Genomic DNA, 12,743 nt, shown 5'->3' with positions numbered 1-12,743 from the left:
ATGGGAGGGGGTAGTCAGGGCATTGATCATAGAGTGTGTCACTGCATACGAGAAAATCGCTTCTCCTGAAAAACTATAGCAGGTGCAAACGATATGCTCAAGCAATGATCGTTACAGATATTATTATGTGGTAAATGTCGCCAGAATCCTCGTCATCATAGACGACTAGATGTAGCAGGATACATACTACGCCCCATCAGTATTTAGCAGCACCGTTGGATATGCATGCGCAGCTAGTGCAATCACCTCTTTCTCCACTGAGGGAACCGAGCCAGCCAGTCCAGATGGCCCGCACATGCCATCCTCCCAGCCGATAATCGCAACATAGATCTGTTCGATCAAGGTCGGCGGATTGTACTGTGTGAAAAGACGCTCGGCCCAGCGCCGGTATTTCTGGTCAGGCTTCTTGTATGCCTCCCAACCAAACATCACATGACTAAGATCGCCGATATGATAGGCCACTCCGTAGCCCCAACGACCGAAAGCCTGCTGGTTCGAGCGGATATTGCTTAGATTGAAGCTGAGTACGGCTGTCCGACCTTTGCGTTCGGCCTTGCCGATGTACAAGGGTATGGTCTCATGGTCATGCTGCCAATGCATGACATAGACGAATCCTCGCCACGCGCCCCGTTGTAGGCCGTTTTCAACCGTTGTAATCATCAGTGCGTCAAAGTCAGGATGGCGTTTGAGTACCGGCAGCGAACGATACTGGGTCATCGCTACGATCAGGTTATGCTCATCGAACAGCGGGCGTGTCGTCTGTGCCGTGATATGCTGGCGAAACCAATCCTGGAGCTTGCTCATCGTGCTACGCCCTCGTTATTCAAGAGTGTTTCTGGATAGGCATCTGCAGCCAGCGAGATGAGTTGATATTCAACCGCGCCCACTCCTGAAGGGAATTCGGGTAGCGGCGGGAACAGAATCTCCGTCTCGTGGAGACAGATGAGGTGTAGTGGTTCAGGATGTTGATCGAAGAGCTTGAGCCAGCTTGTGTATCGCCCAGTATTCGTACGGTAAGCCTGCCGTAGCCCTTGCAGATGCCCAGTGTTCCAGCGTTTCCACGGGTTGGCTGCTTTGCCCACATAGACAGGTAGCGTTGGCTCACGCTCGCTCCCAAGGCAGACAATGTAGAGATGCATACCCCGTGAGGCAATCTGTCGCTGCAAGAGTGCGACAGCCTCCGTTGTTGGCCTGAAATCAGGAGCACGGCTGGCAAAGAGATCGGCGTAATTGCCAGGAGCATGCTCAGCTAGCCACCGCTGGAGTAATTGTTGTTTGGACAACTGCGTACCGCTCATCATTCTGGTTCCTGGTAGATCTGTCAGCCATCATCCCGAACCTACCTGCGGGTAGTTTCTAGCCTGCTACGCAACTCTTCTATTGATAATGGCGGCCGATCCTGATGGAGCATGGCATGACAATTTGCGCAGACAGGGCGAAGATCTTGTACAGGGTCAACCACATATTGCGCACCAATATCTGCCAGGGGGATGAGATGATGAATGTGAATAAAGCTAACGCCAATGTCACCATAGACTTGCTGGAAATTGAAGCCACAGACAACACAGCTCAAGCCGTAATGGCGTATGCACACTCGGCGTGCTTGTGCATTCCGTTCATAGCGATTGACCAAAGCAGCTTGTAGCGTGCCTTCCAGATAGTGATTGTCGCCAGCCTCTTCTTCGCTCATAGTGTGGTGGACTGCGGTCTCATACTGCACAATGTTGCGAGAAGCTAAGAAGCTTGCCCATTCGCGCTCAAGCGAACTGGCGATCGGTTCTGGAATATGTATCCCTGAAATTTGCGTGTTCCAATGGACACCTCTGAACGGTTCGGCATCAAGCCACTCACGCCGAAAGAGCTCTTCCTGATTAGCATCAGCATCGAGCAAAATATCGAAGCGTACATCGATATAGCGGGCCAATGGATTTTGAACCTCATCATCCTCACGCCAATGTAGGTCTTCAAAAACGTGGGAGGTTGCCTTGCCAGAAGCAATAAGCCCGCGTGGTTCCTTGCCCTGCCGTAAGAGAAACACCCGATCGCCTGGCTGGATGCGTTTGTTTCGTCCACAGCGCCAGCGCTCGTCGAGATAACCCTCCAACTGGCATCGACGCGTATCAGAAACGATATTGCTCCAAGGCCATTTGTGCGGGTTCCAGGTCAAGAGGTAGGTTGACATCGCATGCCTTTGCTGTCTGACAGATCAGAACACGTTAGAATCATGCTGCAGGCAGAACCATGCGGCTATTCTAGCACTGACTTGCTAGAGCACTACATGGATACCGCTGACGAGAGGGTTACGATGCCCATGGATGAAACGCTATTAGACCGCTTCTGTGTCGATGCCCTCTTTATACGCGCCCTTACAAACGAGGCTGAAGAGCAAGCCTGGGAGCAATTGTATAGCTCCACAGAACGCTGAGCACTCCTCGACAAACGCCTCGGATGTTTCTATACTACAACCCGCGCCGGACACTTTGGCGGACGAGCCGCTACTGGCGATCAGCCATCGGTCATATCTGAACCGTTGACCAGCACGAGAGCCGTCTCAGAAATTGTTGCGCATCAGTGTCCTTTCTTGCCCGTCCCTTTGAAGAGGTGTCAAATTGCTATGCCAACATCGACCCTTACGAAAATTGCAGGTGAGCTAGGGCATCTTGCTGCTGAGCTCAAAAACGAAATCGACAAGATAGCGACTACCACCCCGTTCCTTCGTGCCTTATTCGATGACTATCAAAAGATCATGGTGTTTCCTGCAGCAACGCAGGATTTGCCTGATCTGTTTGCCCAGGGTGTTGCTTTTCACGTACTAGACTTGTCGCTCAGGAACCCTCTAGATCTGGCTCAACAGCTACAAAATCAAGAAAGTAGCTACTTTCTTGACGCTTTAGTCAAGGAGTTACACCAGATCCATGTCCTAGATTCCCTGCTCAACTACCTAGAGCAGATCAGCCTTCGAGATGTTCTGAAGGAACCCGAGCAAGCGCTGATGCATTTCTACCCCGCTTTCATCTCTACCTATCAACAGGCGCGCACTTCTAGCGGAAGTTACTTCACACCAGAAAGCGTCGCATCATTCATTGTGCGGTCAGTTGACAGCCTTCTCCGCACCAATCTTGATCTCGCCGATGGGCTGGCGAGTACGCACAAGAAAACTGGGAAAGCTCTGGTCAAACTCCTTGACCCGGCCGCAGGTGTAGGAACATATCTGCTGCACGCGATTGATCAGGTCGAGCGAACGGTCAAGGCGCAAGAGAAAGACTGGAATGCCTATGTGCGCGATCAGCTCTTGCCAAATATATGCGGCTTTGAAATCTATTTGCCGACCTATGCCTTCGCGCGCGTCTGTCTCACACTCAAGCTGCTTCAAAGCGGCTATACGTTCGCTGGCGATGAGCAGCTACCAATCGTGCATACCGATGCACTCGCAGAGCCAGATGCCGACGCTGCCACTTCTGCTCATACCACATTCGCGCGTGAAGTTGCGCGGGCAAACCAGGTCAAACGCGACAAGGGTGTTGCGGTTATTGTAGGCACGCCGCCTTTTGCCGCAAGCACCCATAGGCGACCAACATTTGAAGTGCCAAATGGAATACGTAAATCACCGCTTCAAGATGCATATGTCCAATTTCTGCGTCTCGCTCACGATTATATTCAAGATTCCAAATATGGCATCATTGCGGTTATCACCAACAATTTCTATCTTTCCAGCCCAGGCTTTGTCAGGATGCGGGAAGAGTGGCTCAAGTTCTTTTCGCGCATGTATATTCTGAATCTTCAGGGCAACAGGCGTACAGGTGAGGTGTCTCCCAGTGGAGAGCGGGATGAAAATATTGCAGGCATTCAAGTTGGGCTTGCGATTACCCTGCTTGTCCGCGAACGAAACCCAAACGATAGTGCTCTGGCACGTGTCTTCTATGCAGAGCAGTGGGGAACCAGCCATACCAAACGCACATTCCTCCTAGAAAATGACGTAAGTACGGTGGAATGGCAAGAACTGAAGCCATTTGAGCCATTATTCCTTTTCAATGCGGTCAGTGCCCCTTCCCATATCAACCTCGAAAGTAATGGGCTGCATTCTTTGCAGCGAGGCATTGAGTCGTATCACACTTTTCAAAGGGGGTATGACTACTGGTTGCTCAAAGAGTCGGTGATGTTCTTGAATCATGGCATTGAGCTGCTCATGAAGGAGCTTCTGGCTCGACAAAGTGAATATCTCATCTTTGAAGATCTATCGGAAACGGCAACCAAGCAGATCAAAGCAACCAAAGAGGGAAAGAGCGTGTTTGACGCCGAAGGGCCTCCTAAAACAGTGACCTTCGAGGAAGCGATCAGGCGCGTAGCCGCATTCATCAACCCATCAGAACTAACCGACGAGCTCCAAAGAAATCTCCGCATGCTCAATAAGTTGCGTAATAAAATAGAGCACCATGAAGTACTGCTTGATGGCCAAACCGTTGGACAACTCATCGACGCTATCCAGCAGCCACTTCACGACCTCCTGGCTTCACGAGGTATAGATGCTAGGTTCCTGATGCCACGCCAATAGTATTATCCGACAGACATCACCCATGATGGGAGAGCAGCATGGACTCCAGCTATATGTCGCCTTCCATCGGAACACCTGCTGCCGAATGCGCAATTGACATCACATTGGTGCCCGATTACTTACGGAGCAGCACCCTGATCTGGCGCATCTACATCTGCGAGAGATGCATGCTGGCTGGGACAATGCGTTCTTTCGGCCAGGTGATAAGCTAGCTGTTTTCCTGCCAAGTCGCGCGATGGACACACCCCTGATCCTCCACGAGCAGCGCTGGCTGCCCCTGGCTCAGCGAGTGACGCTGCCCATGCGCGTCGGCATCCGCACTGCGCTATCCCTGGCACTGAAGCGTCGTGCCCTGGTTCAGAGGTGTACCGGCTGAATAGCAGAAGCCCGCTCCTTTCCTGATGCTTACGCAATGTACTTTGTGTTGGGCTCAGATCGTTCCTGAATAACGACCCAGCGGGCGCCTGCTTTGTCCACCGACACCACCATGTGACGCTCGCCGGGTTCCACCAGTATGACCATGCCGGGGCACATCGGTACCACGACACCCTCTACCTCAAGCTCAGCCGCTCCTTCGAGCACAACGTAATACTCTCGATAGGGATGATAATGGCGGATATCACTGGTACCGACCTCAGCACGTAAGCCAGTGCCAATCGCGAGGGGTGAGCCATTCCAGTGCCCACAGATCCAGGCTGGGCTGTCACCACTTTCTTCGCTTTTTTGGTAGATTTTCATGGCTGTGCCAGTTGTTCGCGTAACATTGTCACCTCCAGCCGCACTGCATCCTCTGGAAAGTCGTGATACCCCGACCCTGGCAACGGATCACCTGGTGCAACATCCTCCAGGAAGCGAGGTGCCACCAAGCAATGCAGATGCGGTATTCTATTGCCAAGCACCTGATAGTTCATCTTCAACGGGCGGTAGACGCCCTGCATGGCACGACCGACGCGCAACACATCGAGCCAGAAGGCCGCTGCCTCCACATCAGAGAGCTCTGTCGGCTCTGCGACATGACGACCGCGCCAAATCACCGCCGCATAGCCACGTTGGACACCGCGCAGGTGCAAATAGCCATCTGACCACTGGCTCGAAAAGAAGCGAATTCTTCCATCTCTTTCCTCAGGACGACCTTCGGCACAAATGGGACAGCCCACACCCGAGAGCTGTTCCTGGTAGTTTAGTGGCCATGCAGACATATCCGTATGTACTCCTAGCTACAGTGTGGAGTTGTCAATCGTATTTCATGGGATGTACATCCCTCTTCCTGCACCCATGGTAGCATGGAGAACGAACAAATTGCCTATTATTACGCCATTTCTGTGCAGGGTGGAGATGGACACTACGAGTGGTGCGTCGCCAATCTGAACCATCAGGGCTATTGGAATGCTATCGAGTAGACCCGTAGAAACCTGTTTATACGCATTGGAGCAATCATGCGACCGATAACTTTTGGCCTGGTCATCCCTGTCGGCTCCCCGACGCGCGAAGGGCGGGCAACCTTTGTCGCAGATCTCAACCGCGCCCTGAGCCTGATCGCGGAGCACTTCGACTCGTTCTGGATGATTGACCACCTGCAGGATGGGGCATCCGATATGCTGGAGAGCTTCACCACCATCAGCTATTTAGCAGCCCTGCATCCTCAGCTTCGCTTCGGTCATACAGTGGTCTGCCAGTCGTTCCGCAACCCCGGGCTACTGGCGAAGATGGGCGCGACCCTGCAATTCCTGAGCGGCGGACGCTTCATGCTTGGCCTGGGCGCGGGCTGGAATGAGGCGGAGTACCGTGCCTACGGCTATGATTTCCCGCCTGCCCCGGTGCGGGTCGAGCAGCTTGAAGAGACCGTCCAGATCGTCAAAGCCATGTGGACACAGGAGCGGGCAACCTTCCAGGGCAATCGCTACCAGATACACGATGCGATCTGTGAGCCCAGGCCCGATCTAACCCCGCCGCTCATCATTGGCGCGTTCAAGCCCAAGATGCTGCGCCTGACGGCGACGTATGCCGATGGCTGGGATGTCTCTTCGACGGGTATCGTGGCCTATCGTCGCATGGGAGAGATCTTTGCACAGGCATGCGCTGATGTAGGCCGCGATCCGGCGACCGTGCGGCGCTCCTGGAGCGGCGGCTGTGCCTGCGCCGCGACGCAGGCTGAGGCGGAAGCAATCGCTGGAGACCTGTACAGTGCTCAGAGCCTAGAAGAAGATTTCGGCTTCGTTGGCACACCTGAGCAAATCGTTGCGCAGATGCGCCCATTTATTGAGGTGGGCGTAGACTCGTTTCTGCTCGACTGTGGCGGCTTTCCCAACCTGACCACACTGGAGCTGTTAGTTAGTGATGTTCTGCCGATCATCGCAAAAGCAGCCGCCTAACTTTATATTCGCTTAGCGGGAGAAGACTGTATGCATATTCGAATCGCCCATGAAGCAGATGCCCCGGCGATGGGGCAGGTCATGGTCGACACCTACATGACGGCGCATCACGGCCAGATGCCGGAGGAGGCATGGAAGAAGCGTGCCGAGGAGTGGACACCGGAAGTGTCAGGAGACGGCTGGGCACGCACCCTGCGCGAGATCGCAGCAGATGAGCAGTCCCAGAAATGCATCTACGTTGCGGTGGACGACGGCGCGATCGTCGGGCTGGCGATGGGTGGCCCGGTGAACGCAGAGGAGCTCCCGCAGACCGGAGCAGTTTTTGCACTCTATATAGCCCAGAGCCACCAGAGACAAGGGTTGGGTCATCGTTTGCTCCAGGCCGTGGCAGCAGACCTGGTGCAGAAGGGCATGACCGCGCTCCAGATTGGCTGCCTGGCCGCGAATACGCCAGCGCGCGGCTTCTATGAGGCCATTGGTGGGCGCCTGGTCAACGAGCGCCTGTTCGACGAAGATGGGGTCATGCTCCCGGAGGTCGTCTACGGGTGGGAAGATATACAGGCTCTCGCAGCATCAGGGGAAATGACCATCTATCGCGTGGCGACCGAGGCAGATGTGGACGAGCTCGCGCAGATGCGTTGGGATTTTCGCCAAGAAGAGGCGCCTGGTACGACCGTGCATGACCTGGCCAGCTTCCTCCAAGCCTGCACCGCCTTCTTGCAGCAGGGGCTTGCAGAGCAGCGCTGGACGTACTGGGTTGCACAGCAGGACGACCAGATCGTCTCGCACATCTATATCCAGCGCGTGCCCAAGGTGCCCAAGCCCAACAAGCTCGAAGATGCCCTCGGCTATGTGACCAACGTCTATACGCGCCCGGCCTACCGTGGGCAGGGGATTGGCACCCAGCTTATGGCTCGTGTATTGCAATGGGCCAGCGAGCACGACCTGGAGAGCCTGATCGTCTGGCCGAGCGAGACCAGTGTTGGCTTCTATCAGAGAGCTGGCTTTCGGGACAAGTCTGAGATGCTTGAGTACGAGGTGCGGTCATATGTTCTTTGATACTCAGGTAGGTAGTGTTTCCGCTGCATTGGGCGAGCCGCTCTTCTCCAGGCTCGTAAAGGTTGCCTTCACTCTCAAAATGATCGCGGAGAGCTATCGAATAGCCGTATTCAGAACACGAGCGGCAACAGTTACGTTGTGTACTGCCATAGCAGCGGCTTGGTCATTAAGCTGTTTTTGAAGGTTCTGCTGCGATCTGTATTTTTCGGGTGGATTTTTCCATTGGGTACAGTAGAACCAGCCCACCACATATAATCCATATCGACAGGTGTTGTCCTTGAGATAGCGCTGCACCAATTGCGTTTCCATGGCAGTCAGCACATCAGGATGCCAACATCCCTTAACCTCGATGATGACCGTCATCACATCATAGTTCTTGCGTGTTGGGTCACGTGCTATTGCATTGACATGTACGTCAGTTCGTTCCCCATCGCCTTGGCCAGTGCCGCGTCGGATGACTACTTCGCGGTTAATGACTACACCTCGCTCATTCAGTTCGATGTCCAAGAAGCGCTTGATGTAGTCTGAAAAAGTGTTTTCGTCTTTAGGAGTGTACTTACCCTCCGGGTTATTCCAGAGGTCGATAGCCGCCGGCACCTCGCCTTGTAGCTTCTCCTCAAGCCTTTCCAATATCTCTTGCACAACAGCAAGCAGTTCGTCACCATTCTGAACCAAGCGATGGCGCATGTCCTGACTTAACAAGAGCACATCGCGTGGTGTAGGTGGCGTCCAAGTCGCCTGACGAGTATTGTGTTGCGCTTCAAGCAGCGTGAACTTGAGCCACTCTAGGTGGGGAAACGTCGCGGCAATCCGAGCGATCTCCATGCATGCTGACGAAGTACCCTTTTGCTTCAACTGGCTGAGAACTCCACTGCGATACATGGCAATGCTATCGCGTGCGGTAATGCTGTACACCCTGGTCCCGTCAGTTTCGCGCTTCGGATCGTCAGCATGCGGGAATTCAGTCTCAAGCCAGATATAGAAATCGGCCAGGGCGCGTTCTGGAAGAGTCTTAAGCCTTGCCGCATCACGGTCGCCGGTATGTGCATAGGTCGTAATAACTTCGCGCCCAAAGGTTGTATTCTCTTGCAGGGATTTCCAGATAGCTGGCCAGCTTGCATTTGCAGCATAAAGTATGAGGTGGCGTGCTGCCGTCACGGCTCGTTGCCACTCGGCGCTGCCCTCCTCTCCTCGCGTTGCAATCAGAGACTCGGCGTACAAACGAGCCGGTTCATAGCCTTGCTCTAACAGCTCTTCCAGGATCACACCCACCGCTGATCGATCTGCGGCTATATTCTGTGCCTTGGCTAGCAATGCTTGTGCAATGCGCTCATCCCAAATAGCTTTTAGCTTATTGGGAATGTGTACCAATCCACTCTCAAATTTCAGATTACCGTCTATTTCCATCAACATGACTCTGATCAGCTCATCAGGCGCTTGATGGTAAGCACGGCGCAGCATCTCGTGTTCTATAGCTTCTTCCTGGCCCGTGTCCGATCGATATACGTAGATGACTGGCACCCACTTGCGCCAGAGTGCGGGAGAAAGCTCGGTAACGAAACCTGGCATTTCGTTTTCGAGTAGGCATAGCGCATGGAAGCTGGAGAACACTGTGTAGGGATACTCAGTAGTTCCAAGCCACTCATCAGCATGTGTTTCGCCCTCAAGAATATGACGGCGGGCAGCTTCGACGATGCGTATCCGTGTTGACGGCTCCGCCTCTTTCCAGCCAGGCAACTCACGCACATCGGTTTTTAACCACTCACCATAATGCGTGCTGTCAGCTTCCAGCGTCATCTCCTGATTCAGTCTCCCCCACGCATCGGCGTTCCCGTTCTCTACCCACGAGAGACAGATAGCCACTCGCTCAATCGGGGGTGGTTCGAGCAATTCTCGTTTCTCACGGTTCTCCAGCAACTCAAGGTGTCGATAGTGTTCCTTTCGCTGCTGTTGGGCCTCCGGCGATTCGAGACGTACCGTTTGTAGAAACCTTGCGAACGTTTCAGCCAGGATGGTATTCGTTTGGCAAGCATCGTAGATAAGATCGAAGTATGTGATATCTTCTGGAACGTAGAGACGGTCGATAAGTTGGGCCAGTTTCCGCTGTGTCTCCTCGTCTTCGTTCGCTAGCAACTCCTTAATCAGCCAGGGAATATCTTGGCGAATAAGCAAAGGAGTGGAATATAGAAGCCAGACCGCATCCATGCTCTCGGCGCTAAACAAGGGAAGGATAGACATCACCAGGCGGTGCCGCCTCTCCTCACTCGCGAAAAGCTCCTGATTAAACTCGACAACTTCCTGGTCTTTTCCGCGCTCTGAAGTAATGATAGGATCGTGCTCTCTCAAGCGGGAAAAGGCGGCTCGTGCAAACGATAGTAGTACCCCTTCTTCGTCCAGGTAGCGCCAGGCGCGCTGGAAGATGGTGTTGATTGCCTTCCCAAACGTTATCCGTAACTCGTGATGTGACGGAAGATTTGCAATCCATTCGAGGGCAAGCGGAAGATCGGTGGGTTGTACAGAAGAAACGAAGTCCTGCGACAGAAACATCTCATACGGTCCGACGAACTGAGTGTTCGAAGGTGTGAGCGCAGTGAATAACTCCGCAGCAGTCAGATGTTGGGGCCAGAGTGTCTGGAGCACCCTACCTTTAATCTGCAAGCCAATATCGTGCTCCGCCTCGGTATACAGAAGCGGTTTGAGCTGCGCTTTGGCGTTCTTATCGCCCATCGCTTGAATGACCGCGATCGCACCGATACGCAACGGCAGATGCTCCTCAGGATTGAGGCAAAGCGCGAGTACTTCCGGCAACAGCGCGTCCACTCCACAGGCTTCCACCATATCCACGGCGGCATCGCGGGCCTCAAGAGCGCGATCTCTCTCGACCAAATACGGCCGCAGCTGATCGGCGAGTCCCGAGTGTTTCAGTTTATGGAAGGGTCGGATAAATCGTTCGAGAGAGCCGCCTTCTTCATAAAGTGAAAGAAGGGCGGTCACCAGGGCTGCGCGATCAGAATCATTTGCGGTTGCTACATCACTGCGCAGCAACACCTCGGGGTCGTTGCGCATGATTTCTCGAAACACCTCGGGCACCATGCCTGCAACCCAGGCGGCTGTCTCGTGGAGTTGCGGTACCAGTTTTCGGGAGTTGTCGCCAGTATGCACCAAGAGACTCATAAATTGTCTCGGCGTCACACCTCTCTGCCACAAATACCAAGCTGCGAGGAATTCTGCATAGGTCTGGTGTGCCCACCCCATCTGCTGTGGCCCCCGTGCAGAGAAGAGTGCAGTGCTTAACGTCTCGCGCAATGCGTCCTCGTTAGGAGCCTGCTCCTCACCATGTAAGCGCAATTCGGACAGTTTGACATCGACTTCTGGGACGTTGCCCCGGTCAATGTCCATCCAGACAGCATACTTATTGGCAAAGATCATTACCGCAGCGATCCGGCCAGCGATCTGCATGCGCTGCTCAGGGGAAAGATTTCCTACACGTCGGGCTGCACGGCGGAAGGAGTTTTCTTCCTCACAGAGCAGACGACAACCGGCTTCATACAGCTCAGCCTGGGTATTAGGGAACTTGCCATCACTGCGATACGTATTCAGCAGCATATCCAGAGTAACCGGCTTGATGGCGAGTGGTCCTGCTTGCATCCGTTCAATTTCACGCTGGAATCCATCAGCGTCAACGCCTTTGACCCTGGCGGCTTCCGCAATATCGCCAATCCGCAGCGGTGCCAGTTCAAAGATGCCAACGGCATCATCGCCCCAAATACGTTTGAGCCCGTCTTCGAGCGGTGTGGGCCAGTCAGCGGCACGACAGGCGATACGCAGGGATAACCGCTGAATCGGATACTTACTTAGCTCGGCGATGAGCAGCGGCGTTAGCGCCTCAATTTGGAGCAGAGCCTCGTCCAGGCTATCGAGAAAAACGTGTAGCCGATAGTCGCCCGCGAGCCACTCACAGAACGTGGGGCTTTCAAACAGGTCTTTGATAAGCCGCAGCTCGTTCCCGTAGGCGCGCAGGTCAAGCCATAGAGAGCGCTCACCCCGGGCCGCGACCGCAGCGTCTATCGCGTTCCGCTCCATTTCGAGAGTGCACGACTTTCCCATACCTGGCTCGGCCAAGAGACCCAAACATGGTATCTCAGCAATCGAGGCGAAGGGCTTGGCATTAGGGTTCAGGATGTACCCATAATCATTGTCGGGATCTTGCAAATAGCCACCAGGATGGCTGGTAATGGTTGTCCCGCGCTGGTACCAGAAGCGCTTCCAGTTATAAGTCTGTGTGGGCATTGTTGCTTCGCTAACCCGAAATCAGGTGGTTTATCTGAGTAAACATATCGTAATAGCGTTTTGGCAGATATAGAATGATAGCATAGCACTCTAGCGAGAGACAGTGTTTCCATCAGCTAGTCAGGCCACCATAGTTAGTAGGCCATTCTCTTCGCTCGATGATTGATAGTGGCGTGCATGTCACTATAGTCCTGACGGAAAAAGAAGAACCGCTCCCATAGGTTGGAGCGGTTCTTCTCGGATTGGTGACTTTCGGGTGTAGTCGCCTTCCCACAACCTCGAACAACTGAGCCGCGAAGAGAGCAAGTCGCACAATCACTAACCAGGCGAATGTCTCTGATGAATACAGAGACAGAGCCAGTAAGGCTGCATCAGCAAGCAAACTTAGCAGAGCCGTCATCGAACTAATCCGCATAAGAACCTCCTTTATACAAAAGCTCTCTTTGCGAATCAGCGTCAGGTAAGTCGAG

Annotated in this window: 9 protein-coding genes; 3 read left to right on the top strand and 6 right to left on the bottom strand. The window is 53.8% G+C overall.

The genetic code is table 11. From position 1 onward, the window contains the following. Positions 1-186: 186 nt before the first annotated feature. From M1P90_RS29055 to M1P90_RS29045, 3 genes are read right to left on the bottom strand one after another with little or no spacing between them, the layout of a single operon-like run. Complete coding sequence (locus M1P90_RS29055; RefSeq protein ID WP_483699194.1) at positions 187-804, bottom strand: hypothetical protein; 618 nt, start codon at positions 802-804, stop codon at positions 187-189. After that, positions 801-1,301, bottom strand: coding sequence for a hypothetical protein (locus M1P90_RS29050; protein ID WP_483699193.1), 501 nt, complete (start codon positions 1,299-1,301; stop codon positions 801-803). The genes M1P90_RS29055 and M1P90_RS29050 overlap by 4 nt, the downstream gene beginning before the upstream one ends. A gap of 38 nt (positions 1,302-1,339) precedes the next feature. Next, positions 1,340-2,182 carry an HNH endonuclease gene (locus M1P90_RS29045; protein WP_483699192.1) on the bottom strand — a complete coding sequence of 281 codons (843 nt, stop codon included), beginning with the start codon at positions 2,180-2,182 and terminating at the stop codon, positions 1,340-1,342. A 432-nt stretch (positions 2,183-2,614) separates the two neighbouring features. Between M1P90_RS29045 and M1P90_RS29040 the strand changes: the two genes are divergently transcribed. Next, on the top strand, positions 2,615-4,552 hold the full coding sequence (locus M1P90_RS29040; protein WP_483699191.1) for an N-6 DNA methylase: 1,938 nt from the start codon (positions 2,615-2,617) through the stop codon (positions 4,550-4,552). 405 nt (positions 4,553-4,957) lie between these two features. On the opposite strand, the gene M1P90_RS29035 is transcribed toward M1P90_RS29040, so the two are convergent. Next, positions 4,958-5,290 (bottom strand): cupin domain-containing protein, encoded by a 333-nt coding sequence (locus tag M1P90_RS29035; RefSeq protein ID WP_483699190.1) that lies wholly within the window; start codon positions 5,288-5,290, stop codon positions 4,958-4,960. Then, positions 5,287-5,751 carry an HIT family protein gene (locus M1P90_RS29030; protein WP_483699189.1) on the bottom strand — a complete coding sequence of 155 codons (465 nt, stop codon included), beginning with the start codon at positions 5,749-5,751 and terminating at the stop codon, positions 5,287-5,289. Before M1P90_RS29030 ends, M1P90_RS29035 begins: the two co-directional genes overlap by 4 nt. Positions 5,752-5,988: 237 nt before the next feature. Here M1P90_RS29030 and M1P90_RS29025 point away from each other — a divergent pair, with 237 nt between their 5' ends. Both M1P90_RS29025 and M1P90_RS29020 read left to right on the top strand, forming a co-directional pair. Continuing rightward, entirely contained in the window at positions 5,989-6,924 is a 936-nt protein-coding gene (locus tag M1P90_RS29025; RefSeq protein WP_483699188.1) for an LLM class flavin-dependent oxidoreductase, read from the top strand. A gap of 30 nt (positions 6,925-6,954) precedes the next feature. Then, positions 6,955-7,983, top strand: a complete 1,029-nt coding sequence (locus M1P90_RS29020) for an N-acetyltransferase family protein (RefSeq protein WP_483699187.1) — start codon at positions 6,955-6,957, stop codon at positions 7,981-7,983. A 93-nt stretch (positions 7,984-8,076) separates the two neighbouring features. Here the strand turns inward: M1P90_RS29020 and M1P90_RS29015 are convergent, their stop codons facing one another. Then, positions 8,077-12,273: an NACHT domain-containing protein gene (locus tag M1P90_RS29015; protein WP_483699186.1), complete on the bottom strand. Its 4,197-nt coding sequence runs from the start codon at positions 12,271-12,273 to the stop codon at positions 8,077-8,079. Between the last annotated feature and the right edge of the window lie 470 nt (positions 12,274-12,743).

The organism is Kouleothrix sp. 19917, from assembly GCF_057073505.1.
The sequence above is the reverse complement of the archived record's forward strand: the minus strand, read 5'-3'. Positions and strand labels throughout refer to the sequence as shown.

Excerpts from the sequence above, each read along its gene's own strand:
- M1P90_RS29055 (WP_483699194.1), bottom strand. The coding sequence starts at position 804 with ATGAGCAAGCTCCAGGATTGGTTTCGCCAGCATATCACGGCACAGACG.
- M1P90_RS29050 (WP_483699193.1), bottom strand. The coding sequence starts at position 1,301 with ATGATGAGCGGTACGCAGTTGTCCAAACAACAATTACTCCAGCGGTGG.
- M1P90_RS29045 (WP_483699192.1), bottom strand. The coding sequence starts at position 2,182 with ATGTCAACCTACCTCTTGACCTGGAACCCGCACAAATGGCCTTGGAGC.
- M1P90_RS29040 (WP_483699191.1), top strand. The coding sequence starts at position 2,615 with ATGCCAACATCGACCCTTACGAAAATTGCAGGTGAGCTAGGGCATCTT.
- M1P90_RS29035 (WP_483699190.1), bottom strand. The coding sequence starts at position 5,290 with ATGAAAATCTACCAAAAAAGCGAAGAAAGTGGTGACAGCCCAGCCTGG.
- M1P90_RS29030 (WP_483699189.1), bottom strand. The coding sequence starts at position 5,751 with ATGTCTGCATGGCCACTAAACTACCAGGAACAGCTCTCGGGTGTGGGC.
- M1P90_RS29025 (WP_483699188.1), top strand. The coding sequence starts at position 5,989 with ATGCGACCGATAACTTTTGGCCTGGTCATCCCTGTCGGCTCCCCGACG.
- M1P90_RS29020 (WP_483699187.1), top strand. The coding sequence starts at position 6,955 with ATGCATATTCGAATCGCCCATGAAGCAGATGCCCCGGCGATGGGGCAG.
- M1P90_RS29015 (WP_483699186.1), bottom strand. The coding sequence starts at position 12,273 with ATGCCCACACAGACTTATAACTGGAAGCGCTTCTGGTACCAGCGCGGG.